The organism is Pseudomonas sp. zfem001, from assembly GCF_032621725.1.
Classification (GTDB): domain Bacteria; phylum Pseudomonadota; class Gammaproteobacteria; order Pseudomonadales; family Pseudomonadaceae; genus Aquipseudomonas; species Aquipseudomonas sediminis.
This window is the reverse complement of the sequence record NZ_JAVYJI010000007.1, coordinates 316282-343187: the sequence shown is the minus strand read 5'-3', so window position 1 is coordinate 343187 and position 26906 is coordinate 316282. Positions and strand designations below refer to the sequence as shown.

The 26906-nt window shown below is 62.1% G+C and carries 19 protein-coding genes and 1 pseudogene; 3 read left to right on the top strand and 17 right to left on the bottom strand.

Annotated elements, in window-relative coordinates:
* Window position 1: 1 nt before the first annotated feature.
* The 15 genes from RTH74_RS21935 to metR form a co-directional block, all read right to left on the bottom strand.
* Window positions 2-1117, bottom strand: a complete 1116-nt coding sequence (locus RTH74_RS21935) for a polysaccharide lyase (protein WP_316916050.1) — start codon at window positions 1115-1117, stop codon at window positions 2-4.
* On the bottom strand, window positions 1108-2526 hold the full coding sequence (locus RTH74_RS21930) for an alginate O-acetyltransferase AlgX-related protein (protein ID WP_316916049.1): 1419 nt from the start codon (window positions 2524-2526) through the stop codon (window positions 1108-1110). The genes RTH74_RS21935 and RTH74_RS21930 overlap by 10 nt, the downstream gene beginning before the upstream one ends.
* 34 nt (window positions 2527-2560) lie before the next feature.
* On the bottom strand, window positions 2561-3202 hold the full coding sequence (locus RTH74_RS21925; protein ID WP_316916048.1) for an alginate O-acetyltransferase AlgF: 642 nt from the start codon (window positions 3200-3202) through the stop codon (window positions 2561-2563).
* 15 nt (window positions 3203-3217) lie between these two features.
* Window positions 3218-4321 (bottom strand): alginate O-acetyltransferase, encoded by a 1104-nt coding sequence (locus tag RTH74_RS21920; RefSeq protein ID WP_316916047.1) that lies wholly within the window; start codon window positions 4319-4321, stop codon window positions 3218-3220.
* Window positions 4322-4331: 10 nt separating this feature from the next.
* Window positions 4332-5765, bottom strand: coding sequence for an MBOAT family O-acyltransferase (locus RTH74_RS21915; RefSeq protein WP_099523198.1), 1434 nt, complete (start codon window positions 5763-5765; stop codon window positions 4332-4334).
* A 17-nt stretch (window positions 5766-5782) separates the two neighbouring features.
* Window positions 5783-7174, bottom strand: a complete 1392-nt coding sequence (locus RTH74_RS21910; RefSeq protein ID WP_316916046.1) for an alginate export family protein — start codon at window positions 7172-7174, stop codon at window positions 5783-5785.
* Window positions 7171-8610 (bottom strand): sel1 repeat family protein, encoded by a 1440-nt coding sequence (locus tag RTH74_RS21905; protein WP_177431991.1) that lies wholly within the window; start codon window positions 8608-8610, stop codon window positions 7171-7173. The genes RTH74_RS21910 and RTH74_RS21905 overlap by 4 nt, the downstream gene beginning before the upstream one ends.
* Window positions 8611-8653: 43 nt before the next feature.
* Window positions 8654-9799 carry a PilZ domain-containing protein gene (locus RTH74_RS21900; protein ID WP_316916045.1) on the bottom strand — a complete coding sequence of 382 codons (1146 nt, stop codon included), beginning with the start codon at window positions 9797-9799 and terminating at the stop codon, window positions 8654-8656.
* 17 nt (window positions 9800-9816) lie between these two features.
* Complete coding sequence (locus RTH74_RS21895; RefSeq protein ID WP_099523194.1) at window positions 9817-11337, bottom strand: glycosyltransferase; 1521 nt, start codon at window positions 11335-11337, stop codon at window positions 9817-9819.
* A 61-nt stretch (window positions 11338-11398) separates the two neighbouring features.
* Window positions 11399-12823, bottom strand: coding sequence for a mannose-1-phosphate guanylyltransferase/mannose-6-phosphate isomerase (locus RTH74_RS21890; protein WP_316916044.1), 1425 nt, complete (start codon window positions 12821-12823; stop codon window positions 11399-11401).
* A 113-nt stretch (window positions 12824-12936) separates the two neighbouring features.
* Window positions 12937-14247 (bottom strand): GDP-mannose 6-dehydrogenase, encoded by a 1311-nt coding sequence (gene algD / locus RTH74_RS21885; RefSeq protein WP_316916043.1) that lies wholly within the window; start codon window positions 14245-14247, stop codon window positions 12937-12939.
* 808 nt (window positions 14248-15055) lie between these two features.
* Complete coding sequence (locus RTH74_RS21880; RefSeq protein ID WP_316916042.1) at window positions 15056-18211, bottom strand: efflux RND transporter permease subunit; 3156 nt, start codon at window positions 18209-18211, stop codon at window positions 15056-15058.
* Window position 18212: 1 nt separating this feature from the next.
* Window positions 18213-19295, bottom strand: coding sequence for an efflux RND transporter periplasmic adaptor subunit (locus RTH74_RS21875; RefSeq protein ID WP_316916041.1), 1083 nt, complete (start codon window positions 19293-19295; stop codon window positions 18213-18215).
* Between the two features lie 6 nt (window positions 19296-19301).
* Window positions 19302-19955, bottom strand: a complete 654-nt coding sequence (locus RTH74_RS21870; RefSeq protein WP_316916040.1) for a helix-turn-helix domain-containing protein — start codon at window positions 19953-19955, stop codon at window positions 19302-19304.
* A gap of 306 nt (window positions 19956-20261) precedes the next feature.
* The gene (gene metR, locus RTH74_RS21865) at window positions 20262-21179 is read right to left on the bottom strand and encodes a transcriptional regulator MetR (RefSeq protein ID WP_045735252.1); all 918 of its coding nucleotides are present in this window, start codon (window positions 21177-21179) and stop codon (window positions 20262-20264) included.
* A gap of 167 nt (window positions 21180-21346) precedes the next feature.
* On the opposite strand from metR, the gene metE reads away from it, so the two are divergent.
* Both metE and RTH74_RS21855 read left to right on the top strand, forming a co-directional pair.
* Entirely contained in the window at window positions 21347-23650 is a 2304-nt protein-coding gene (metE, locus tag RTH74_RS21860; protein ID WP_316916039.1) for a 5-methyltetrahydropteroyltriglutamate--homocysteine S-methyltransferase, read from the top strand.
* Window positions 23651-23851: 201 nt separating this feature from the next.
* Window positions 23852-24841 carry an alpha/beta hydrolase gene (locus RTH74_RS21855; protein WP_316916038.1) on the top strand — a complete coding sequence of 330 codons (990 nt, stop codon included), beginning with the start codon at window positions 23852-23854 and terminating at the stop codon, window positions 24839-24841.
* A 100-nt stretch (window positions 24842-24941) separates the two neighbouring features.
* Here the strand turns inward: RTH74_RS21855 and RTH74_RS21850 are convergent.
* Window positions 24942-25112, bottom strand: a pseudogene (locus RTH74_RS21850) (DUF6316 family protein); the annotation flags it as partial.
* 278 nt (window positions 25113-25390) lie between these two features.
* Between RTH74_RS21850 and RTH74_RS21845 the strand changes: the two are divergent.
* On the top strand, window positions 25391-26341 hold the full coding sequence (locus RTH74_RS21845; protein ID WP_316916037.1) for a DMT family transporter: 951 nt from the start codon (window positions 25391-25393) through the stop codon (window positions 26339-26341).
* Here the strand turns inward: RTH74_RS21845 and RTH74_RS21840 are convergent.
* On the bottom strand, window positions 26338-26805 hold the full coding sequence (locus RTH74_RS21840; protein WP_099523185.1) for an Lrp/AsnC family transcriptional regulator: 468 nt from the start codon (window positions 26803-26805) through the stop codon (window positions 26338-26340). The two genes, RTH74_RS21845 and RTH74_RS21840, sit on opposite strands and share 4 nt — an antisense overlap.
* Window positions 26806-26906 lie beyond the last annotated feature (101 nt).

Sequence of the window (26906 nt, the reverse complement as noted above, 5' to 3'; positions counted from 1 at the left end):
GTCAGTTGAGCTGGGGGTACAGCGGTTTCAGATCGCCGCCCACCTGGCTGTAATGATTGATTGCTTTGCCGTGCGCCTGGTACAGGCGGGCGGCCCATTGATGCTGCGGATAGCGAGTAAGAAAGGGCAGCACCCAGACCATCTTGTGCGGGCCGACTTCCGTCTGGCGCTCGGTCAGTTCCGCCAGTGTCTTGGGCTCCAGCACGGCGCGCGCGGCAAAGTTGGCCAGGCCGGCGAGTTTCTCGCGCTCCTGCTCGGTGAGCGGGCGACCGTTATGCTCGGCGGCCTCCACCAGCAGCATCAGCGGTACCAGGGCGTAATGGCTGTAGTCGGCAGCCAGGCGGCCGCGGGCGATCTCCAGAGGCAGGTACTGGTAGTTGCCCTTGCCGGGTTCGAGCTGGGTGAAGGCGCGGCGCAGTGCGACATCGGCCCAGGCCAGGGCGCGGTCATCGTCGAGCAGCATGGCGGTGGCAGCCACGGCCCAGGCGGCCCAGTAGTCGTGGTTGTTGAAGTAGATACCACTGTCGTAGCGGCGTGGTTCGTACTCGGCGATCACCTTGGCCGACAGCTGGCCCAGCCAGCGCGTCTGAACCGCACTCAACTGATAACGCTGATCGCTCAAGGCCTGCACCTTGAGCAGTGTCGAGGCGATGGCGGCCAGTGCCCATTTGCGCGAGGCGACGCCGGTCTTGCTGGCGTCGTCGCTGAGCAGTGCCGACTTGCTGGCCCAGGCATCGAGCCACTGGTTCAGGCAGGCCAGGGCGGTGGTGGCTTCATTGGCCTTGCTGGTGCGCTGGAACACCTGAGTCGCTTTCACCAGGCCGCCGATGTACTGCTTGACCTGCTGGCGGATGCGTTCGGTGTCCTTGCTCTGGCGCGCTACCAGCCGTGATTTGCTGGCATCGCTCTGGTCGTACTTGCTGTCCAGTTGCAGGTGCCCGGTGTAGGCGGCAGGCGGTTTCTTTGGGCAGCTTTCGTTGCGGTAGTCGCCCGTCATCTGCGCCGCTATGTTCGGCGTGTGGTTGCTCCAGATCGACTGTGCGGCGCTGGCGCTCATGGGGCCGGCGAGCAGCACCAGCATGGCCGTCAGGCGGCCGGGCGAAATCCTCACAGACATAGCTTGGTCTCGATCTGGAAGGGCTGCTCCACGACCTGGGTCGGTTCGAGCAGCACGGACAGCAGGTTGGCGTCGCGAAATTCTGCGGCGCGGCTCAACTCCAGGTAGTACTGCCCGCCGGTGACGATGGCCTCGCGGCGGAACCACACCTTGTCGCGCGTGCCGTTGTCGTAGTAGGTGATGATGTAGAAATTCTTGATGTTGGGATCGCTGATGCGGATGTCGAGCACCGCGTCGCGACCCTTGAGGTCCTTGCGTTGCTCACCGGCGTTGCTGAGCAGCTCGAGACGGTCGTTGAGACCCATGGACGGGCGTTCGACGCGGTCTTCGAGCAGGCTGTCGCTGGCTTTGCAGCCGCCGTTGACGGCCGGGATCAGCTGGCGGTAGGTCAGGTCGCCATCGAGGCGGTAGTTGGCCGGCAGCTCCCAGATGATCAGCTTGGGCGCCTTGTCCGGGGCGTAGTTGGACGACAGCAGGTATTCCAGCAGCGAGCCGTCCTGGCCCGCACCGGGCATGGCGTAGTTGATCAGGTCGCTGCTCAGGTACTGCTTGAGAAAACCGTCGAAGTTGAACTGCTTGGTCTCGTCTTCACGGGCGGCGGAGTTACTGGTACCGACCAGAACGATTTCTGGGTCCGGCTGCTCTTCGAACAGCAGGGAGGCATCGTTGTCTTCCGGCACGGTCTGGTAGCCGGGCACGAACTGATAACCGAAGTGGTTGCCGCAGATCGCTGCCAGGCCCAGGTTGAGGGTGCCGTCCTTGTAAAGGGTCAGGGTTTGCTCGGTGGTGTAGCCCTTACGCGGCAATTGCGCGTAAACCGGGTGCTGGCGAATGGCGTCGGCCGTGACCCGGGCGGTGGCTTCTGCACCTACCGGGGTCCAGTGATGGTCGCGGCGGAAGAAGAAGTCCTTCGGTGGCTGTTCCACCAGGGTCATGATGTCCGGAACGATGGCGCCACCATCACGCATCTGCTGCAGAAACTTGCGCAGGTTAGCGCTGGCACGCGCGTAGTCGAAGCCATGCATCTGTCCTGGCTGCAACTGAGCGCGATGCATCAGGCCGCGAGTCGGCTGCACGGCCACTGCCACTTGAGTGCCATGGCTGGCGAACGCACGCATCAGGCGGGCGAATTCCGGCTGCATGGCTGGCGGAATGCCGAATTCGTTGGTCAGGTCGACCTCCGAACGGAACAGCCAGCGGTCGCTCCCCGGCACGATCTGCTTGAGCGACTTCATGTTGCCTTCGGCATATTCCTCGGGCGCACTGAGTTGCGGGCAGATCAGGCATTGCAAGTCTGTACATTCATCGGTCTTTTCGCTTTGCGACGCAGCGGAAGCGTTCTGTACGCCCGCTGCGATCAGGCTACCGATGGCCAGGAGAAAATAGTGCTTCATGCTCTTTGCGATCATCGTCCGCTCACTTGTTTGGCCAGCCGTTCAGGGTTCATTCGCTGGGGTCGATGCTGTTGGCCAGGGTTATCGCGCGGTAGCCATTGGCTGCGGGTAGCAGGGCGTAGGTGTAGGAGCGGCCCTTTTTCAGGAACAGCTCGTCGAAACCGATCAGCTGTTCGCTGTCGGCATAGGCGGCGAAGGCGATCTTCAGTTCGTTGACCATGCGGCTGCCGGTCTCGTCGCGCTTGATGGTGTCGACCACCACGTGCTGCCCGTCGACGGTCTTCAGCGCCGCCGGCTTATCGGTGAGGTTGTAGAAGGCGATCTGCGCCTTGCGCGGTTCGTTGAAGAATTGGTCGGCGATCAGCAGCAGTTGGCCGTCGCGGTAGATCACCGTGCTGGCGGTATTGGCCTTCAGCTCGTGCTCGATCGCCTGGTTGGCCACGGCGATACGCTGCTTGCCTGGCGTAACGAAGCGATAGCCCCCGAACTGGCCTCCGGTGACGACCTGAGGTTTGTTCTTGCCGCTGAGGGTGACCTCGATGTTGCGTTCACTGAGGTTGAGTACCCGTACGAAAGCCGAGTTGGCCGGGGCCACCGGGTCGTAAAGGTCGGCGTTGCCGTCCTGGGCCTGTGCGGCGGCGCTGGCGATCGTCAGCAGGATGATCAGGGCGCGGGAGATGAGGGCGGGCATATGACGTTACCTCGGTCAGTGTTGGGCAGTTTCTGGCATGGCCAGGGCGGAAGGAATCTGACGCTGGGCGAGCAGGGTGCGCAGGGGGAACTCCCAGATCACGGTCTGCAGGTCACCGCTTTTCGCGGCTGGGCCGGCGAGAAATTCGTTCATCGATTGGAACGGGCCGCGGGCTTCAAGTGCGACGCTTACCAGGTCACGCTGCAGGGCCTCTTTGAGAAAACCAACGAAATTCCAGTCATCGATGCGCGTGTAGCTGGTGCCTACCAGCGCCAGTGACACGGCCTCTTCGCCGAACAGGCTGTCGGCAAGGTCGTTATGGCTCTGCTGCAGGGTTTCGTAGAGCTGGATATGCACTGGCTCGAAATAGCTGGGCGCCAGCCTGGGGTCGAACTTGAGGTAGTTGAGCAGATCGCCGGTCACCTCTTTTTCACTGACGGCCTGGGTCAGGTAAGGGGTGTCGCCCAGTAGCTCGGGAAACTGCTTGGCCAGGGTTTGGGCTGCCAGTTCGGCGCCCCTTGGGCTCCAGTGGGTGTCGTTACGCAGGAACAGCTGCTCGGTGGCCGCCGCGCTCTGGTAGGCGCTGCGCAGGTCCACGGTGTCAATGCCGTGGTCGTGCAGGCGCTGGCTGAAGTGCTGGTACAGGCCGCTGATCTGCTGCGAGGGGGTATAAGTGGAGTGTTCGGCGTAGGTGTCCAGCTTCATCGGAATCGGCAGGACGATCAGTCGCGCGCCCTGTTGCGCCAGTTGCGCGCGCACCTTGTCGATCAGCACGATTTGCCGCTCCAGGTTGCCCTCGAGGTCACGGGGTTGCAGGTATTCCTGGTTGGTGAACAGCCAGCCGTCGCGGCCCAGTACCACGCCGCTGGCGCCTTCACGAAAGATCGCGTGCTGGATGTTGGCCCACAGCTCGACGGATGGGTCGCGCAGGAACAATTGCTTGTCGTAGAACTGCTCGAACTTGCGCACCAGTTTGCCATCGAGAAACAGCGACAGAGCCTGGGTCTGCGTGCCGGCGAAGGCGAACACCGTCGGCAGCGAGTACAGGAACATGGCGCACAGCATCACGCAGAAGAGAATCCCGTTGATCTTGCTGGCCGAGTTCATCACCGGAAACATGTGGGCATCCTCAGAACTGGAAATACAGGAAAGGTGAGAAGGAGTTCGCGGCCAGGCGGGTCAGCGTGAGCAGGAAACCGACCCACAGCAACAGGGCGCTGAAGCCGCTGACGTGCTGCATGAAGTACTGGTCCTTGTGCGTGCCGGCGTAGTAGCGAATGTTGATGCCGCCGGCAATGACGATCCACAGCAGGGCGATCAGGGTGAAGGTCATGCTCATGGCGGAGGTGCCGAACCAGTAAAGGTCCAGCGAGCCGATGCCGTTGAGGCCGATCAGCGCCTGGTAGACCTGCAGGGCGTGCGGCAGGTTGCCGGTGAAGAACAGTGGCATGCAGGAGGCCAGCACGAACATGCAGCGGGCATTGCGCCAGAAGTTGTAGGGCGTGTTGACCTTGGTGGCGATGCCCAGCTTGCGTTCGACCACCATGGCGATGCCGAAGAACAGCCCCCAGAAGATGAAGGCGAAGCTTGGCCCGTGCCAGAGCCCGGACAGCACCATGGTGATGACCAGCCCGACGAGCATGCCGGCCAGGCGTTTGCGTACCAGCGGCATGTACACGTAGTCACGCAGGAAGTCGGCCAGGGTCATGTGCCAGCGCTGCCAAAACTCGGTGATGCTCTGCGCGATATAGGGCTGGTTGAAGTTCTCGGCGAAGCGAAAGCCCATCATCATGCCCAGGCCGATGGCCATGTCGCTGTAGCCGGAGAAGTCGAAGTACAGCTGCAGGGCGGAGATCAGCAGGCCAAACCAGGCGTCAGCCATCTGCAGCTCATCACCGCCGCCAATGAACAGGGTATTCATCGGTGCCAGGGAGTCGGCGATCAGCACTTTCTTGATGAAGCCGAGCATGAAGCGGCAGGCACCGAGGGAAAACAGCTCCAGCGAGTGGGTGCGGTTCTTCAACTGCTTGTCGATCAGGCTGTAGCGCAGGATCGGCCCGGCGATCAGTTGCGGGAAGAGGGCGATATAGGCAGCGAAATCGACGAAGCGATTGGTGGGTTCGGCATTGCGTCGATAGATGTCGACGATGTAGCTCAGCGCCTGGAACACATAGAAGGAGATGCCCAGCGGCAGGATGATGTGTTCCAGGGTGAAGGTGTTGATGCCCAATGGCTCCAGCACCGCCACCAGCACATCGGCACCGAAGTTGGCGTACTTGAAGTAGCCGAGGGTGGCCAGGTTTCCGATCACGCCGACGGTCAGCAGGCGAAAGGCGATCTTCTTCTCGCCGGCATCGATCCGCGCCTTGATGCGCAGGCCGAACCAGTAGTTCCAGTACGAAATGGCAACGAACAGCAGCAGGAAGTCCGGACGCCACCAGGCGTAGAACAGGTAGCTGCCGAGCACGATCACGTACGAGCGCCAGTGGTCCTTGGCTATGTAGTAACAAAGCAGGAACACCGGCAGGAACAGGAACAGAAAGACGTTGGAGGCGAAGATCATGCTAGCGCTGCTCTCGGTCAGTAAGTCAGGGTTATGCCCAGCGTCAGTTGATAGTCATCACCGATTTCCAGCGCGCTACCGGCCTTGAAGTAGCTCAGGCTGGTAAGGGTGTTGAGCTGTACCCGTTTACCGTCGTAGGCCAGCGGGAACATGCGCCAGTAGTGGTTGATGTCGAGCACCTGGCCCAGGTGGGATGAGCTGGTATCGCGCACCACGCCTTCGTTGGTGGTACGCAGGGGCATCTGCGCCGAGCTGTTACGCAGGTGCAGGTCGCTGATGCGCAGATCCAGCGCGCTGCGGTCAGTGGGCTGGGTTTCCAGCACGATGCCGTAGAAGGCGAGGTTGCTCAGGTTGACGCTGACCAGGTTGCTGACCAGGCGATTGCTGTAGCTCAGCGGATCGTTGCGTCGGTCGGACTGAATGCGGTTGAGGGTGAACCCGTCGCTGCCGCTGTCGTCCGGGCGGTCGGTGATACCGCCGCTGATGCCTACGCGCGGTGTCCATGGCAGTGTCTCGAAGCGTTTGCCGACATCCGCCACGACTGCCCAGCCGGTCTTGTCGCCGCTGTCGCGCTGGCCATTGCTCTGCGTGGTCTCCAGCCTGCCGTCGAGTGCAGCGACTTCCAGATGGTAGTCGCTGACCAGCGACGTCAGGTGGCGGGTATCACCGTGCAAAAATAAGCCGTAGCGCAGGCCATCGAAGTCCTGGCGATCATCCGGCGAGCTGCCCGAGTAGTCGTCTTCGTGGAGCAAGCGCGCGCCGATCCAGTGATCGGCATGCCAGCGCCAAGCGTACTCGGCCATCAGGTAGCGGATCTTCTTGTCGCGCGGGTCGAGGCGGTTGTCGTCAGAGTTGTAGTAGTAGAATTTTTCGGCGATGGCGACGAAGCCTTTGGCGAAGCTGTCGTTGTAGTCCAGGCGCATTGCTTCGATGCTGTCGTCCCACCAGATGCCGAAACGATCACTGAAACGTTGGCGGCCGAAGGTCGCGGAGAAACGCGGGTCGTCGCCCAGCAGGTTGCGGCGTACATAGAACTCGCGGGCTTCGCTGTAGGCATGGCGCCGACTCGATACGTTCTCGTCATTGCCCTCATCGCTTTGCAGGGCATTCGGATCGGTGTCGTAGTTGAGCCACAGGCGGCCGAAGGCTTCCCACTTCGCCCAGCGTTGCTCGGGCGAATACCAGCGGTAGGACGGCTCGTAGCGCAAGCTGAAGAAGCTGCGACGGTCTTCGCCCAGGCGCGTTTCGTCCGGCCCATAGCCGGTACGCAGGAACAGCTTGTGCGTCAGCAGCGAGGTGACCGGCTCCAGCTCGGGCGAGGTGAGGCTGGGTTCTTCTGCGTGCAGCAGGCCGAGCGGCAGGCAGGCGAGCAGCAGGGCTGCGCGGCTAAGGGCGTTAGGAGCGCTCACAGTGTGGATTCCTCGATAAGACGGTTGCCTTCGGCGGTGGCTGTATCGCGCTGTTCAGGCGTGAGCCGGGTGCTGAGCGAGTGCATCAGATCGCTGGCGCGCAGGTCGCCCAGCTCATGGGCGGCATAGGCAAAGGCATAGGCCTTGCCGTTATCGCGGCAGATGGCGCGGCCGTAGGTATAGAGGCGGGCGATGCGCAGCAGGGCATTCACCGAGCCTTGGCGGGCCTCTTCCATGTACAGCGCCAGGGCGCGATCCTGATCGGGCTCGTCCAGCCCGCCCTGGCTGTACAGGTCGCCTTCGAGCAGCAATGCCTCGGGGTATTGCTCGGCCTGCAGTTCGGCGATCAGGCGTTGGCTCAAGCGTGGATCGAGGGTGCGCCACAGCACCATGTGCAGGCTGGCGCGCAGTGCCTTGATGCGCTGCGGAGTGATCGGGTTTTCGCGTTCGACCATGCTCAGGGTCGGGCTATTGTTCTGGCGTTGTTCCAGGCGTTGAATCAGGGCCAGCACCGGCTCCGGGCTGTAACGGTCCGGTGCGGTCATGAGAAAGCTGGCCTTGCTCAGCATGGCTGGGCCGAAATCACGCTCGATGGCGTTGTCCAGCCACTGCAGTACTTCGCGGTCGAGCTGTTCGACCAGGCTGGCATGGGCCTTTGCCTTGAGTTCGCGGGCTGCTTTTTCTTCGTCGTTCTGCGCGCGGGTTGTCGGGCGGTTGTTGTTGAAGGTGCTGATCTCGATGTTGCGAATGTTCGCCACCTGCTGGGCGATGCGGTGCACCAGGTCGATCGGCAGCGCGTTCATGCGCGGTGCCAGGCGTTCGGCGAAGGCGCGAAACAGCACGTTGCGCTGCTCGCCAAGAAAGTCGTAATAGCGCTGTACGGCGCGCGGGTCGCTCTCCACGGCCAGCTGGAACCACTTCTCGGCTTCGTTTCTGTCGCCATAGCGGGCTGCCGCCACCGCTCGGTACAGCGGCGCGTGGCAGTAGATCAGGCAGGCGCGATCATAGAGTTCGATCAGGCGGGTGACTTCGTCCTGCGTGAACAGCTCGGGGTAGACCAGAAACACTTCGAGGCGCGTGTCGACTGCGATGAAATCGCGTCCCGGTGTAAAGCGGCTGAGGGCCTGACGCATGTATGTGCGGTTGGCCTCGCGCCAGCGCGGCTTGTTGTCCAGCAATCTGGCCAGGGGAATCAGCGCACCGATGTCACCGCGGCCATCGGCGAAGGCCTGCTTGAACAGGTCGATGGCCTGTGTGGTGTTCGCCGGGCTGCGGCTGGCCAGCACCTCGCCAAGCAGGCGCGTGGCGGCCAGGTCGCCACGCGCGGCCAGATGGCGCAGGTCTTCCTCGACCTCCGCCTGGCCGTCCTGAAACAGCGCATAGCGGACCTGCTCGAGGCTGCGCGCCGCATGAGCCGAGCTGGCGAGAGCCAGCATCAGAGCGGTTGTGCAAAGAAGATATCTGACCGGCATGGCGACCTCAGAACGTCCAGCGCAGTGGCAGGCCGAGTTTGAAGTCGACGGCAGTGGGCAATTGATAGGCGCTGCGCGGCAACTCCTGATCCGGCTTGATGGTCAGCTCGACCATTTGTCGTTGATCGTCGACGCGGCTGGCGACGATCTCGCCGGTGTAGAGGGTGTCACTGCCCAGGACGCGCATCTCGACCGCTCGCACGCGCTCGATCTTGTCCATGCGCTCGAACGGCACGCTGGCCTTGACGTTCAGCGGCTGATCCTGCGGCAGCAGGTGCACCAGTTGTTCCTGCTTGTAGGCGAAGCCGTCCATACGCGGGCGGGGGAAGTACAGGCTGCAGTCGCAAGGGCTGGCGATCACCGTCTCGACGGTCACGCGGCCGAGCAGGGCGGCTGCATCCTGTTCGGAGAGGCTGGCCAGAGCGGCGATGTCGGTCGGGCTGGTCAGGCTGCTGGCCAGTTGCGTGGACACGCTGGCCAGCGGCTGGCCGGTGCTCACGCTGGTCTGCTCGGGGCCGATCAGGTACTTGAGGTTACCGTTCTCCGGCATGCTCAGCACATAGGCGTTGGCGCTGACCACTGCCTGTGCGGCCGGCATCTGGAAGAACAGCAGGTAGCTCTTGTAGACGATCAGGCTGACTGCCGCGAGGCCGGCGCCGAGAAACAGCATCGAACCCAATGCCGCCTTCAGGCGTTCCGTGGGCGTACGCGAGCTGGCCTGCTTGGTCTTGCGCTCCTTGATGTAGTTCTCGCGCTGCATCACGTTGAACAAGCCGTTGATGTCGGCGATGTCGCCGGACATGTAGGCCGAGATGATGTAGCGCAGGATGTCGCGCTTCTGCCGATCCAGCTCGACGAACTCGGCGCCGACTTCGTGACCGCGCTGGGAGACGATCTTCAGCTTGGTGTCGATGTTCAGATCGACCTTGTTCAGCTTCAGCTTTATCGAGCCCTGGAACAGGCTACCGAGCTTCAGTGGCTGCTCGTAGGACAGGCCGATGCCGCCCAGGGAGATGTCCAGGATCTCGCATTCCACGCCGTTCAGGCCGTGACCTTGCAGGCTGATGCGGGCGGGGATCTTGGCGCGCACGAACTGGCGCTCATCGATCGCTTCGTGAACAACGTTTACAGGTAAGACAGTGGTGCTACTCATAGCATTCGCGCCTTTACTTAAGATTGCGTGAGTTCTAGCAGGACCGAAATGACCCCGAAGAAGATGGCAATGGAGGACAACAACATCGTCTTCGACGTCCATCGATTAAGGGCTGCATCGAAACTGACGCTGCCGTTGCTGAGCGTGGTCTTTTGCCGGGTCCAGCTCTGCTGATCCATGTGGAACATGGTGTAAACCTTCATCACCGAGCCGACGATCTGGTTGTAATACAGAACGAAGGGGTACATCGGATGCACCGGGTGCTTGGCAAAGAAGAACAACAGCGTTACCAGGGTGCGCGACAACAGAACCCAGAACAGGTACAGCAGCAGGTACTGGATGCCGAACAGCAGGCCGGCCACCACCGAGGCGCTCAAACCCATCAGGCAGGTCCACATGGACACGCGCTGGTCGTACAGCACGTACATGGTGAACAGGCCCAGGCGATCGAGGCCCAGCAGTCGAGTGGCGCGGAAGTTCTGGCGCAGCGAGTTGCCATACCAGCGGTACATCAGTTGCCGGGTCGCGCGCAGGAAGCTGTTGTCTGGTGGATGCTCCACCGTCAGGGTGTGGCTGTCGGGCACGTAGAAGGTGTCCCAACCGGCGCGCATAAGGCTGAACCAGGAGGATTTGTCGTCGCCGGTGAGGAACTGGAAGCGCCCCAGCCGCCAGTGATCGAGGAAGTCGGCTTCCACGTCCTTGATGAATTCCGGGTTGGTCATCACGCTGGCGCGGAAGAACGACAGGCGCCCGGTCATGGTCAGCACGCGTTTGCTCAGTGCCATCGAGCACATGTTGATGTGCCGCTGGACGAAGCGCATGGTGTGCCATTCCTGCATCAGCTTGCTGCCTTCCACCTCGCAGAACTCGTTGGTGGTGATGCCGCCGACACTGGGCAGATAGGCGAACATGCTGACAGCGCGCTCGACGCAGCCGGGCAGCATCATGGTGTCGCCATCGACCACGCCGACCACGGCGTTCTCCAAGGGCATCTGCCGGGACAGTGCGCGGAAGGCATGCGCCAGGCCGTCGCGTTTACCGGTGCCACGGGCGCGCACGATGATCAGCTTGATATCGTCGCGGTCACGGACCTCCTGACGCATGATGTCCTTGATGAAGTTCTCGTCGCCTTTCTCCACGATCGAGGCGATGACGGTGCAGGGCACCGGCATCCGCTGCACTTCCTGAAACACCGACTGGTAGACCTTGAAGGTGGTGTGGGTCGGGATACGGAAACTGGTCACCACCATGAACATGTGCTCGGGCAGTGCCGCAGCCCCCATGCGCTCGACGGCCTTGCGCATGCGTGGGAAACGCCAGTGCAGGAAGTACATGCCGCGCAGGTAGTGAGTGGCCGCATTGCCATAACGCCACATGCCCAGCGCACCGATCAGAAAAATGAATTTCTGATGCGACGGGTCGAGGTAGCTTGGGTCGACCATTTCCGAGGCAAGCGCGAGCAGGGCGATCAGGCACGCCCAACCGCACAGCTTGCCGAAGCCGGATGAGGTATCGACCCCGTTGAATAACCTAGGCATGTGACGTGCTTCCTCCAGTGAAGCCGTGTACGAGCGTCAGCCGCTGTGACGCTGAAAGTCGCTAGTTGACCGTGGTGTCGGTGCGGCCGTAGACATCCTCGAAGCGCTCGATGTCGTCCTCACCCAGATAGCTGCCGGACTGGACCTCGATGATCTCCAGAGGAATCTTGCCGGGGTTGGCCAGACGGTGAACCGCGGCGATGGGGATGTAGGTCGACTGGTTTTCCCAGAGCAGGAAGGTCTTGTCGTCACAGGTCACCCGTGCGGTGCCGGAGACCACGATCCAGTGCTCGGCACGGTGGTGGTGCTTTTGCAGTGACAGGCTGGCGCCTGGCTTGACCACGATGCGCTTGACCTGAAAGCGGTTGCCGCTGTCGATCGAGTCGTAGCTGCCCCACGGGCGATAGACCTGGCAATGGTTCTGCGCCTCGGCGCGCCCATCGCAGGTGAGGGTGTTGACCAGTTGCTTGACGTCCTGCACGTGATCCTTGTGGGCGACCATCACGGCGTCCTTGGTCTCTACCACCACCACGTCCTTCAGTCCGACCAAGGTCACCAGCTTGCTCTGGCTATGGGCCAGGCAGTCCTGGCTGTTATGAATCACCACGTCGCCAGAGCGACTGTTGCCGTTGTCGTCCTTATCCTGAACGTCCCACAGCGCGGACCAGGAACCGACGTCGTTCCAGCCTGCTGCGAGCGGCACCACGCAGGCGCGCTCGGTCTTTTCCATCACCGCGTAGTCGATGGAGTTATCCGGGCAGCACTCGAAGGAACTGGGGTCGATGCGGATGAATTGCAGGTCGCTCTTGCTACGGCTGAGTGCCAGCTGGCAAGTGTCGTAGATGTCCGGGTCGTGACGCTGCAGTTCTTCCAGATAGCGGCTGCAGCGGAACAGGAACATGCCGCTGTTCCAGACGTAATCGCCTTGCGCCACGAACTCGCTGGCGGTGGCCAGGTCGGGCTTCTCGACGAACTGCTCGACTGACAGAACGCCACCCGGCAGCCCGGCTCGCTCGCCGGTCCTGATATAGCCGTAACCGGTCTCGGGTCGTTCGGCGGGGATGCCGAACAGCACCATTTCGCCCTGTTCTGCAGCCTTGCGAGCTACACCGAGGGCGCCGTGGAATACCTGCAGGTCTTCGATCACGTGATCGGCCGGCAGCACCAGAAGCAGTTCGTCACGCCCGGCCGCGAGCAGGTGCATGGCGGCGATGGCCACGGCCGGCGCGGTGTTGCGGCCGAACGGTTCCAGCAGAATGGTCTGCGCCTCGCTACCGATGGCGGCAAGTTGTTCGCTGACGATAAAGCGATGTTCTTCGTTGCATACCACGATGGGGCGGCTGATGCCTTCGATTGCCAGGCGGCCGAGCGTCTGCTGAAACAGGGTCTCGCTGCCGGTTAGGGCCAGGAACTGCTTGGGATAAAGCTTGCGTGAGAGCGGCCAGAGTCTGGAGCCACTGCCGCCGGACAAAATCAGAGGAATCATGCTGTCACTCCTGTAAACATCGATTCGGATCGTATGGGCAGTGAACTGGCGACACGCCATAACCAACCAAGCGGCACCTGACTGGTGCCGCCTCTGTTCTTGTTAGCTGTCTGCTACCAGCAGATGCCTTCCTTGTTGGCCTGGGTGGCATGCGCCATGAACCCCACGAGATCGACGATCTGTTTGTCGTCGCCGACGCTGTTCATGACCTCGGCGAAGCGCTGTTCGCCATTGCCGATGATCAGTACATCGGATTGCGAGACCACCTCATCGAGCTCCTTGCACAGCAGCGAGGAAACGTGGGGGATCTTCGATTCGATGTATTCCTTGTTCGCGCCGAAAACCCGGGCGTACTCGACGTTGCTGTCGAAAATACGCAGCTCATAGCCTTTACCGATCAGCATCTCAGCCAGTTCGACCAGAGGGCTTTCGCGCAGGTCGTCGGTGCCGGCCTTGAAGCTCAGACCCAGCAGACCGATGCGGCGCTTGTCGTAGTGGGTGACGATGTCGAAGGCTTTTTTCACCTGGGCGGCGTTACTGCGCATCAGCGAGCTGATCAGCGGTGTTTCCACGTCCAGGCTGCCGGCGCGGTAGGAGAGGGCGCGCACATCCTTGGGCAAGCACGAGCCGCCGAAGGCGAAGCCGGGCTTCATGTAGTACTTGGAGAGATTGAGCTTGTGATCCTGGCAGACCACATCCATCACTTCGCGGCCGTCGACGCCGGCTGCCTTGGCGATGTTGCCGATCTCGTTGGCGAAGGTGACCTTGGCCGCATGCCAGACGTTGCAGGTGTACTTGATCATCTCCGCCACTTCGATGGACTTGCGGATGATCGGCGCGTCCAGCTCGCTGTACAGCTCTTGCAGGAGATCACCGGACTGTTCGTCCAGCTCGCCGATCACGGTCATGGCCGGGAAGTCATAATCCTTGATCGCGGTGCTTTCACGCAGGAATTCCGGGTTGGTGGCCACGCCGAAATCGACACCGGCTTTCTTGCCGGACGCCTCTTCGATCAGGGGAATCACCACATTCTTTACTGTGCCGGGCAGAACCGTGCTGCGCACGACCACGGTGTGGCGCTCCTGCTTGTCGCGCAGGGCGATACCGATCTGCTTGCACACCGATTCCATATAACCGAGATCAAGGTCGCCGTTGCGCTTGCTCGGCGTGCCCACGGCAATGAAGGACAGTTCGCTGGCCAGGACTGCTGCCGCCACATCGGTGGTGCCACGCAGCAAGCCGGAGTTGACGCCGGCTTCGAGCAGTTCGGCGAGGCCGGGTTCGACGATGGGGGACTTGCCTTGATTGATCAGGTCGATCTTGGTTTGCGATACGTCGACGCCGATGACCTCATGGCCGCGAGCCGACAAGCAACCGGCGCATACGGCGCCCACATAACCCAGTCCAAAGATGCTGATTCGCATAGATCCCTCTCTCATATAAGTGAGCTAGCCGATTTGAAATGGCCAACATCCGTGTTCACTAAGTACGTCATTAAGATTGCGTAATGGTTACTGCAATCGAATGGCGCACTCGAATTGGCGCGGATACTAAGTTGGCTGTTTTGGCATTTCAAGCAAAACGTGAACCAAAAGTTAGGAAATGTGTACCGCCCATTTCATTTAATATTTTTTCCAATAAAAACAATTACTTATAATTGCTGTTTTTTAGGCGCCAAAAAATAGTTTTGGCTTTTTAGTGCGTTATTTTTATGGCGTCATAAAAACATTATCTTTTGTGCTTGGTTCTATTGCACTGAAGTAAGACTCTGCTCGGAAGTTGTGCGTGAGTGTCCTGCGTAGTTTTCAGCGCCACGAACGGAGGTAGTGATCTGCCATCATGCGAACGTGCTGGGGAGTTTCGAAGTGTCAGAGCTGCCAGGGGAGTTTCTTCGCTCTGTGAGTCGTGCCGCGTAATTGAGGCTTGGCACGATGCCAGTGCCTGGACTACTCTCCGGTCACCGGGCTAACGAAGTGATCAACAGGCAGGATGCCGACCCCATACACTTCGTTAGCTCGGTGTTCATTGCTTGCGCTGACCTATGCGAGGCGAGCGGAAACGACAAAGCCCTCCGAGAGAGGGCTTTGTCGTTTATGCAAGACGCCTTGCGCGTCTGCTGTCTGTTAAAAGCATCCCTGCTGCATTTCCATTCCCGCCCTAAGCACCGTTGCTGGTTAGCCTAGGCGATATCTGGCGTTTTGCCATGTTGCCCCTGCCAGGTGGACTCCAGTATCAGTCGCTGCGCTGTAGGTGCGTTCTGTCGGGTTTGGCGGTTATCAGGTGCTCGGGCAGGTCGAGCAGGTCGGTGTCGTAGGTCTCCAGCGGTGGTGGGCGCCGCTCGAAGCGGGCGCCGAGCACCAGCATGCAGGGCGTGAGCAGCAGGGTCAGCACCGTGGCGAAGGCCAGGCCGCCAGCGATGGCGCTGGATAGCTGCGTCCACCACTGTGTCGAGGGGGCGCCGAAGCCGAGGCTAGGGGTCACCAGGTCGACGTTGATGCTGAGCACCATAGGCATCAGGCCGAGGATGGTGGTCACGGCAGTCAGCAACACTGGGCGCAGGCGCAGGCTGCCGGTTTCCAGCGCCGCTTCACGCGGTTCCAGGCCCTGGCGACGCAACTGGTTGTAGGTGTCGATCAGGATGATGTTGTTGTTCACCACGATGCCGGCCAGGGCGATCAGGCCCATGCCGACCATGACGATGCCGAACGATTGACCATTGACCAGCAGACCCATCAGCACACCGGCGGTGGACAGGACGATGGCCGACAGCACCAGCGCTGCCTGGTAGAGGCTGTTGAACTGGGTCACCAGGATGATCGCCATGAGGAAGATGGCGACGACGAAGGCGGTCATCAGGAAGGTGGCCGCCTCGCGCTGGTCGGCATCCTCGCCGGCGAACTTCACCTTGATCTCGGCCGGTACATCGCCGAGCGCTTCGCGCAACGCCTTGAGGCGTTCGTCCAGGCGCGCACCTTCGGCCAGGTCGGCCTGCAGGGTGATGGTACGGTCGCCATCGACGCGACGCAGGGTGCCGACCTTGGGCGCAGGCTGCAGGTCGACGAAGTTGCTCAGCGGTACCTGGCCGGCCTGCGTGTTGAGGGTCAGGCGGCCGAGTTGGTCGAGCGAGCGCCAGTTGCCGGGCAGGCGCACACGGATGTCCACTTCGTCGGTCGCATCTTCTGGTCGGTAGGTCGCCAGTTTCAGGCCGTTGGTGATCATCTGCACCGCGTTGCCGACGCTGAGCACATCGGCGCCGAAGCGTGCGGCGGCCTCGCGGTCGACCTTTATTCGCCACTCGATGCCGGGCAGGGCGCGGTCATCCTCGATATCGGCGAAGCCGCCGAGATTCTGCATCTCGCCGCGAATGCGCTCGACCCACTGCTCGCCCAGGGCTGGGTCCAGCGAGCTGATTTGCAGCTTCACCGGCTTGCCGTCAGTGGGGCCCTGTTCCTGTTTGCGGAACTCCAGGACCACGCCAGGAATGCCCGCGGTACGCTGGCTCATTTCGGCGAGGATGTCCTTGGCCGGGCGGCGCTGGTGCCAGTCGACGAACTGAAATTGCAGGGTGCCGATCACGTCGGCGCCGAGTTGGCCTTGCTGGCCTTCCGGCTGGGCCAGGGAGCGCGCGTACAGCGCCTTGACCTCACGCATGCCGATCACCTGCTTTTCCACCTGCTGGAGCAGGGCGTCCTTCTCCTGCACAGATAGATCGCCGCGTGCGCGCAGCCAGATCTGCGCACTTTCCGGCTCGACGTCGGGGAAGAATTCCACGCCATGGTTGAAACGCCCGTAACCGACGTAGATCAGGGCGATCAGCGCCAGCATGCCGAGCAGGGTCAGGCCCGGGCGCTTGAGCAGTGTCGCCAGCAGATTGCGGTAGGCGTTGCCGGCACGATTGGCGCTGGGGGCTTGCGGGCGTGCCTGGCCACCAGTGACGGCGCCGAGCACCGGCAGAAATATTAGGGCCATGGCCAGCGAGGCCAGCAGGCAGAGAATCACGGTTGCCGGCAGGTACTTCATGAACTGACCGACCACCCCCGGCCAGAATAGCAGCGGCAGGAACACCACCAGAGTCGTGGCAGTGGAGGCGATCACCGGCCAGGCCATCCGTGTCGCGGCATTGGCCCAGGCCTGGCGAGGCGTCTGGCCCTGTTGCAGGTAGCGGTCGGCGAGTTCGGAGACGACGATGGCGCCGTCGACCAGCATGCCGGCCACCAGAATCAGGCTGAACAGCACGACGATATTGAGGGTGAAGCCGAGCATCCAGATCAGCAGGATGCCGCTGAGGAAGGCGCCGGGAATGGTCAGGCCAACCAGCAGCGCCGACCGCATGCCCATGCTCGCCACCACCAGGATCAGCACCAGGACGATGGCGGTGAGCACGTTGTTGAGGAGGTCGCCGAGCATGTTCTGCACTTCCTGCGACTGATCCATGATGTAGCTGACTTCCACCCCCGGCGGCAGCAGGGGCTTGGCCTGCTCCATCAGTGCCTTGACCTGGTCGATGGTCTCGATGATGTTGGCGCCGCTGCGCTTGGCCACTTCCAGCACGATGGCCGGCTGGCCGTTGATGCGGGCGAAGCCGGTCGGGTCCTTGAAGGTGCGGCGGATGGTGGCGACGTCGGCGAAGGTGACCACGCTGTCGCCGACTACCTTGATCGGCATGCTCATCACGTCTTCAAGGTCTTCGATGACGCCGGGCACTTTCATGCTCATGCGGCCGGCGCCGGTGTCCAGGCTGCCGGCTGCGACCAAGCGGTTGTTGCGGCTGACCAAGTTGAACAGCTCGTTGTAGTCGATGCCGTAGCTGTCCAGCACTTGCGGGTCGACGACGATTTCCAGCAGGTCTTCACGGTCGCCGCCAATGGTTACCGAGAGCACCTCGGCGATGCCTTCCACGTTCTCCTTCAGGCGCCGGGCGATATACACCAGCTCGGTTTCGGCGATGGGGCCGGACAGAGCCACCGACAACACCGGGAACAGCGCCACATTGACTTCGGTTACGGTCGGCTCGTCGGCCTCTTCAGGGAGCTTGCTGCGCGCTGTATCGACTTTCTCGCGCACGTCGGCCAGCGCTACCTTGGCATCGAAGCCAGCGTCGAACTCCAGGGTCACCGAAGCGTGGCCTTCGCTGGATACCGAGCGCATTTCCTTGACGCCCTCAAGGCTGCGCAGCTCCTGCTCCAGTGGGCGAACCAACAGGCGTTCGCCGTCTTCCGGGCTTATGCCTTCGAGGGTCACCGACACGTAGATGATGGGAATGACCACGTCCGGGTTGGATTCCTTGGGCATGGCGATGTAGGCCACCAGCCCGCCGCAAAGCAGGAACAGCAGGATCAGGATGGTGGTGCGACTACGGTCGAGTGCGGCTGCGATCAGTGCGTGCATCTCAACTGCCCTCGGCCGCGAGTTGCGTGCGTACCTGCTGGCCGGGTTGGACGAAGCCCTGGCCGAGGGTGATCAGTGCCACCTTTGGCGGCAGACCGCTGACCCAGGCGCCCTGGTTGTCGACGCTGATCAGTTGCACCGGGGTGAACTCGACGCGCTGCGCGTCGTTGACCCACTTGACGCCATGGCGGCCGCTTTCATCCAGGCTGAGCAGGGCAGGGGACAGGCGATGAGCCATGGCCTCGCCAGTCTGGATGTGCAGGGTGGCGCTGGCGCCGGCCAGGCGCAGGCCTTCCGGGTTGTCCACCTTGACCTCGATGCGGAAGCTGCGCGAGCCGGGATCGGCAGCCGCGGCGATAAAGTGCAGCTCGCCTTGCAGTGTGCGGCCGTCGAGCAGTTCAACCTTTACCGGCTGGCCCAGTTCGAGCTGGGTGACCTGCTGCTGGGCGATCTGCGCGCTGACCTTGAGGCGGTCGATATCCACCAGGGTCAGCAGGCTCTGGCCGGGCTGGACGAAATCGCCTAGTTCGACCATGCGCTGGTCATAGATGCCGGCAAACGGCGCCTTGATCTTGGTGTTGCGCTGCTGCAGGCGGGCGCTGTCGAGTTCGGCGCGGGCCTTGGCCAGCTCGCTCTCCAGGCGCATCAGCTCGTTGGCCGACACCAGGCTGCGTTCGCGCAGGCGCTTGGCCGCGCTCACGTCGCTCTCGCGCTGGCGCACATCGGCCTCGCTGCGCGCGACCTGGGCCGGGCGGTCGTCAGGCGAAATGCTCAGCAGCAATTGATCGGCCGCGACGCGGCTGCCCTTGTCCTGATCCAGGTTCTGCACGCTGCCACTGACCTGGGCGCGCAGTTCCACGCGGCGCCAGGCTTCGATCTGCCCCTGCACCACATGCTGGCGCTGCATGGGTTGCGCTTCCAGCCATTGAATTTCGACGCGCGCCAGATCATTGGTGGTGGCGGGTTGGTCGGGCTCGACATCGTCACGAGCGACGAAACGATCACCGCTGAACAGCCAGGCCAACAGCAGGACTGCAATGACGACGGCGATGATCCAGGGACGCTTGCTGAGTTGGGCGAACATGTGGGTTTACTCGCTGAGGGCAGGCGCTGTGTGCAGCGCGGCGGCCTGGCCTTGCAGGCCGGCAATGATGAAGTCGGTGACGCGATCGAAATACGCATCCAGTTCGATGTATTCGGCCCAGTGCGCGAAACCACCGGAGGCGATGCGCGCCATGACACCATTGACGCAGGCCTCCACGCCCCAGAGCAGATGCTGGCAGTGTGCGGGGGAGAGTTGCAGGCCGAAGCTGTTCTGCAGCAGACCGCTGAACAGCGTCATGTACTTGTGTTCAAGTTCGATGAACTGGTCGCGGTAGAGCGCTTCCAGGCGTTCCTGAAAAGCTGGGCGGTCGCACAGCAGGCAAAGCTGCGCTTGCAGCGGATCGGCGTGGAGCAATTCGAAGGCGCGGCGAATTACCAGGCGCATGGCTTTGTCCGCGGGCGCAGTGCGGGAAATTTCCTGCATCTCGGCCAGGTGCTGGCGCGAGCAATCCAGCACCAGGCGCGCATAGAGCGCTTCCTTGCTGGAAAAGTGCTTGTACACCGTGCCCTTGCCAATGCCGGCGTGACGGGCCACCTCGGCGATGGTGACGCGATCCCAGGATTGTTCCTGAAATAGCTGGCGAGCGGATTGCAGCAGGGAGTTTTCCCGCTGCTGGAAGAGCTGATCCTGATAGCGCATGACGGTTCCGGGCTTCGTGACCGGTGGTCATACTATGACTGTTGGTCACGATGCGGCAATACGGGAGTTGTAACAAGGCAATTGGCGGGTAGCCGTTCACTGCCTCATTCGAAGCGAGGTGCGGCTCCTACGGGGGAGACGTGTAGGAGCCCCGTCCGGGGCGAAGCTTCTAACCCATCAGGCGATGAGATGCGTTGCGCCGATGGCGGGTTACGCCGCAACAGACATTGTGGGGGATTGCGGAAGGTGGCACGCGGCTAACCCGCCCTACGACATTCGCTCGATCCTTGTCCCATCAAGCCACGCTCAACGCGCCACGCTGACGCCTTCGAGGCTGGCGAAGGAGGTGTCCTTGGCGGTAAGCAGGAAGTCGCGCATGAATGGCGCATCGAGCATGTCGGTGCGGATTGCCGCGTAAAGCGTGGCGAACAGGCCCTTTTCCCCCAGGCGCTTGGCGCTGACGTAGCCGCGCGAGCTGTACTCGTGCAGCGCCCAGTTGGGCAGGCCGCATACGCCACGACCGCTGGCCACCAGTTGCATCATCATCACCGTCAGTTCGGAGGTGCGCACCTGCGCCGGCTCGATATCGTTGGGTTCGAGGAAACGGGTGAAGATGTCCAGGCGGTCGCGTTCCACCGGGTAGGTGATCAGGGTTTCCGTGGCCAGGTCCTGAGGCTGGATGAAGGCCTTGTGTGCCAGGCGATGCTGGTTGGCCACGGCGAGCATCGCCTCGTAGGTGAACAGTGGCACGTAGGTGATGCCAGCCAGCTCGATGGGGTCGGAGGTCACCACCAGGTCCAGGTCGCCACGGGCCAGGGCCGGCAGCGGGGCGAAGGAGAAGCCCGAGGCCAGGTCCAGCTCCACTTCCGGCCAGGCGTCGCGGAACTGGTCGATGGTTGGCATCAGCCACTGGAAGCAGCTGTGGCACTCGATGGCCATGTGCAAGCGGCCGGCGGTGCCGCCGGCCAGGCGTGCCAGGTCACGCTCGGCGCCACGCAGCAGGGGCAGGGTGGCATCGGCCAGTTGCAGCAGACGCAGGCCGGCGCTGGTGAAGCGCACGGGCTTGGTCTTGCGCACGAACAGCTGCAAGCCGAGGCGCTCTTCCAGTTCCTTGAACTGGTGCGACAACGCCGACTGGGTCAGGTGCAGGCGCTCGGCGGCTTCCACCAGGCTGTCGGTCTCGCGCAGGGCGTGCAGGGTTTTCAGGTGGCGTAGCTCGAGCATGGCGGTTCTCTAAAAGGTTTCACTCATCCAGTGGCGTATCTGGATGAAAATGGTTCATACAGCCTACATGAGTAAATCTTTAGATCAAGACGAAAATCTTGAGTTTGTCTCACTCGGCGTCGGTGCCGAGAATGGCGCCATCTCGATTGATTCTGGAGTTTTACGACATGGCCCTGTCCCATTCCCTCGGTTTCCCGCGCATCGGCCGCGACCGCGAACTGAAGAAAGCCCTCGAAGCCCACTGGAAAGGTGAGCTGGACGAAGCCGGCTTGCGCGCCGTCGGCCAGCGTCTGCGCGCCGAGCACTGGCAATTGCAGAAGGATGCCGGCATCGATCTGCTGCCGGTGGGTGACTTCGCCTGGTACGACCAGGTGCTCAGTCATTCGCTGGCCTTTGGCGTCATCCCCGAGCGTTTCCGTCCGGCTACCGGCAAGCCGACGCTGGACACCCTGTTCGCCATGGCGCGTGGGGCCGTTGCAAACAAGAGCAGCGGTACTTGCTGCGGCGGTGCTCATGCCCAAGAGATGACCAAGTGGTTCGATACCAACTACCACTACCTGGTGCCGGAATTCAGCGCGGGTCAGCAGTTCGCCCTGAGCTGGGAGCAACTGTTCGAGGAAGTGGCTGACGCGCATGCCCTCGGGCACAAGGTCAAACCGGTGCTGATCGGCCCGCTCACCTACTTGTGGCTGGGCAAGGTCAAGGGCGGCGACTTCGACAAGCTGGAACTGCTCGAAAGCCTGCTGCCGGTCTATGGCGAGATTTTCCAGCGCTTGGCCGCGCAGGGCGTGGAGTGGGTGCAGATCGATGAGCCGATCCTGGTGCTGGATTTGCCGCAAGAGTGGAAGAACGCTTTCGAGCGCGCCTACAACCTGATCCAGCGCGAGCCGTGCAAGAAGTTGATCGCCACTTACTTTGGCGGCCTGGAAGATAATCTTGGCCTGGCCGCCAACCTGCCTGTAGATGGCCTGCATATCGACCTGGTACGTGCGCCGGAGCAGTACCCGACCATTCTCGACCGTCTGCCGGCTTATAAAGTGTTGTCGCTGGGCGTGGTCAACGGGCGCAACGTCTGGCGCTGCGATCTGGAGAAAGCCCTTGAGGTGCTGCGCCACGCTCACGAACGACTGGGCGAACGGCTGTGGGTCGCGCCGTCCTGCTCGCTGCTGCACAGCCCGGTGGACCTGACGCGCGAAGACCAGCTCGATGCCGAGCTGAAAGGCTGGCTGGCTTTTGCCGTGCAGAAATGTCAGGAGGTCGCATTGCTCGGTAAGGCCTTTGAGGCGCCGGAAGACGCTTCTGTGCAAGCCGCCTTGCAAGCGAGTCGCTCAGTACAGGCAGCTCGTGCAGCTTCAAAACGTATTCACAAGCCTGAGGTACAGGCGCGTTTGGCGGCGATTCGTCCGCGCCACGCCCAGCGCCAGTCGCCGTTCGCCGAGCGCATCGAGCAGCAGCGTGAGTGCCTGCAGCTGCCAGTGCTGCCGACCACGACTATCGGTTCCTTCCCGCAGACCTCGGCCATCCGCCTGGCGCGGCAGTCGTTCAAGCAGGGCAAGCTCAGTGCAGCCGAGTACACCGAGGCCATGCACAGCGAAATTCGCCATGCGGTGCAGGTGCAGGAGCGCCTGGGGCTGGACGTGCTGGTGCATGGTGAGGCCGAGCGCAACGATATGGTCGAGTACTTTGCCGAACAACTCGATGGCTATGCCTTCACCCGCTTCGGCTGGGTGCAGAGTTACGGCTCACGCTGCGTCAAACCGGCGGTAATAGTCGGTGATCTGAGCCGGCCCGAGGCCATGACCGTGGAGTGGATCAAATACGCCCAGAGCCTGACCGACAAGGTGATGAAGGGCATGCTGACCGGCCCGGTGACCATGCTGATGTGGTCGTTCCCGCGCGAGGACGTTTCCCGTAAAGTGCAGGCCCGGCAACTGGCGCTGGCGATTCGTGACGAGGTGGTGGACCTGGAGGCAGCCGGCATCAAGATCATCCAGATCGACGAGGCGGCGTTCCGTGAAGGGCTTCCACTGCGTAAATCCGCTTGGCAGCACTACCTGGACTGGGCCAGCGAAGCTTTCCGTCTGACTGCCAGCGGCGTGCGTGACGAAACCCAGATCCACACCCACATGTGCTACAGCGAATTCAACGATGTGATCGAGTCCATCGCGGCGATGGATGCCGACGTGATCACCATCGAGACCTCGCGTTCGGACATGGAGCTGTTGGCAGCGTTCGAGAAGTTCGCTTACCCGAACGACATCGGCCCCGGCGTGTATGACATCCACTCGCCACGGGTGCCGGACAGTGCCGAGATGGCCGGGCTGTTGCGCAAGGCGGCGCGGCGTATCCCGCTCGAGCGCCTGTGGGTCAACCCCGATTGTGGCCTGAAAACCCGCGCCTGGCCGGAAACCGAGGCGGCGTTGGTGAACATGGTGGCCGCTGCCAGGCAGTTGCGTGTCGAGCTGGCCTGATTCCCTGGCAGTGGTCGCGGCTAAAGCCCCTCCTACAGGTAGGTAGGAGGGGCGTTCGCGACGCTCTGGATCGCACTTCTGGTCACCGTCTGGGCAACCGTTCGTCCCCCTTCATCAAACTGTCACGCTTGTGTGGCAGCGCCGTCGAACGACTTTCATCAGACTCGCGCTTCAGTGGGGTTCTGCGTTTCTGGTGTTTTCATGCGTGCATTCATTTTCCTGGCCGCGTTGCTTTGCGGCTTGCCGTCTTTTGCGGCCAATCGTTGCGACCTGTCTGAGCCGACCCGTTATGCGGATGTCGGTGAGGTGCGTCTGGCTTATCAAAGTATCGGCAACGAACGCGATCCGGCGCTGCTGCTGGTGATGGGGCTGGGTGGGCAGTTGATCCACTGGCCTGACGAGGTGGTCGAGCGTCTCTGTCAGCAGGGCTTTCGCGTCGTGCGCTTCGATAACCGCGATGTCGGGCTGAGCACCTGGCGGCGGCCGGCGCCGAGCATCAACCTGCCTTACGAGGTACTGCGCTATCGCCTGGGTCTGTCGCTTGGTGCGCCTTATCACCTGCGTGACATGGCCGGTGATGCTATGGGGCTGATGGACCAGCTCGGTGTCGAGCGCTTCCATGTTCTGGGCGCAAGCATGGGTGGCATGATCGCGCAGCATCTGGCAGACCTGGCGCCGCAGCGCGTTCTAAGCCTGACGCTGGTGATGACCAGTTCGGGCGCGCAAGGATTGCCCGCGCCCAGCGATGCGTTGGTGGCGTTGCTGGCAAGGCGTGAGGCCGGTAGTCGCGAGGCTGCACTGCAGCAGCAGGCGGACTTGCTGGCGGCCCTCGGTAGCCCGACGGTGCATGATGATCGTGCCTTGCTCTTGCATCAGGCTGAACAGGCCTATGACCGCGCCTTCAATCCCGAAGGCGTGCAGCGTCAGCTGCTGGCGATTCTTGCCGAGTCGAGCCGCGTCGAGTTGCTCAATCGCCTGAACGTGCCGACGCTGGTGGTGCACGGCACGGCCGACCCGCTATTGCCGGTAATGCATGGGGTACACGTGGCTGCGCATATCAAAGGCTCCGAACTCAAGTTGATTCCGGGCCTGGCGCATCGCTTTCAGGATGCCTTCAAGGAGCCTTTGCTGGCCGCAGTGCTGCCGCATCTCGCGGCGCATCGGGGCGACTTGGGCTTGGCGCGTCTTTAGGTGGGAGCGCTCAAAGCTCCTGATTGTGCTTGATCGCTTCGCGGCGCTGCAGGTTGTCGATGTGCTCGCTGCTATGACGTAGCAGCTTGTCAGCCATGACCATGCGTTCGATGTAACGCGCGATGCTCTGCTCGGCGTCGTGGCGGGAGAGATAGGGGCCCTCCAGCGTGCCTTCGCGAGTGGCGAAGAAATATTGGCCGTTGACGGCACTGACGCGTGAGCTGCGGTAATGCGTGCCCGGTTGGGGGTCGACGGTGCGTTGGCCGAACATGGCGGGGACTCCATCTGCAGGTGCTGGATAACCTGAGTCTACTGTGGCCAATGCGGCCTGCTTGGCAAAACGACAGATGGTAGATTTTGGCGGCTTGTTACAGGCTTTTAGCCGATTTTATGGATTATTGGCGTCGGTCGGCTGGCGTTTCTGGGTTGCCGATGAGTACAGTTTCACTCGGCAACTGTGCTGAACTGTTGCTGTGTCGGTGTGGTGGCCTCTCCTAGAATGCTCTGCTGCGGTCGACATGCTCTGTTGGCTGCCTGCCAGAGGTTGCCATGCACATTTCTTCCGGCCGTTGGATGTACGGCCTGCTGCTGGCCCTGATCACTTCGGTGCTTTGGGGCATCCTGCCAATCAAACTGAAAGAAGTTCTCCAGGTCATGGACCCGGTAACGGTCACCTGGTACCGCCTGGCCGTGGCCGGCTCCCTGCTGTTTGCCTACCTCGCTGCGAGCCGTCGGTTGCCGCGTTTTCGTCCGCTCGGGCGCAAGGGCGGTTGGCTGCTGGCGCTGGCCATCGGCGGGCTGACGGCCAACTACGTGTTGTATCTGGTCGGGCTCAATCTACTCAGTCCCGGGACCACGCAACTGGTGATCCAGGTCGCGCCGATCCTGCTGCTGATCAGCAGCCTGTTCGTCTTTCGCGAACGTTTCAGTCTAGGCCAGGCCATTGGCCTGATGGTGATGCTGCTGGGCTTCGGCCTGTTCTTCAATCAGCGCCTGGGTGAACTGCTGACCTCGCTGACCACCTATACCACCGGCGTGCTGACCGTGCTGGCCGCGGCCTTCGTCTGGACCTTCTACGGCCTGGCGCAGAAGCAACTGCTGACCCTGTGGAGTTCGGTGCAGGTGATGATGGTCATCTACCTGGCCTGCGCGCTGTTGCTGACGCCCTGGGCGCAGCCGCTACAAGCGCTGCAACTGAGCCCGCTGCAAGGCTGGCTGCTGCTGGCTTGCTGCCTGAATACCCTGGTGGCCTATGGCGCCTTCGCCGAGGCTCTGGCGCATTGGGAGGCTTCGCGGGTCAGCGCGACCCTGGCGCTGACACCGCTGGTGACCTTCGTTTCCGTGGCGCTGGCCTCGAGCTGGTGGCCGGACCACGTGCTGCCCGAGCAGGTAAACTGGATCGCCTACGCTGGCGCTGTGGTAGTGGTGCTTGGCTCGGCACTCACCGCGCTTGGCCCGTCGCTGCTGGCCGCTTGGCGGACGCGCAGGCCAGGGCGTTAATCCAGCGGCAGCTCGGTAGTGCGTTTGACCTCGCTCATGGCGATATGCGAGTGCGCCTCGTGCACGTGCGGGCGCTGCAGCAGGTGGTCACGCAGGAAGCGCTCGTAATCGGCGATGTCCTTGGCCACCACCTTGAGCAGGTAGTCCGAACCGCCGGCCATGCTGTAGCACTCCAGCACCTGCGGGTAGCCGACCACCGCTCGCTCGAACTCATCCAGATTGCCGCGGCCGTGTGCCGACAGCTTGATGTCGACGAACACCGTGATGCCGAAGCCCAGGCGCTTATGGTTGAGCAGGGCGACCTTGCGTTCGATCAATCCCTCTTCCTGCATGCGGTTGATCCGCCGCCAGCAGGGCGACTGCGACAGCTCGACCTTTTCCGCCACCTCGGCGGCCGAGAGGTCAGCATTGTGTTGCAGCAGGCGAAGAATCCGGCGGTCGATAGGGCTGAGCTTGTCTTGCATGACTGTTTCCATTTTCTTGTGATTGTTGGAAGGATCATGCGCAGTATTGCTGCGGCTACCCGAAAATAGAAAGAAAAAAGCGGAACCCTCCGGTCATGATT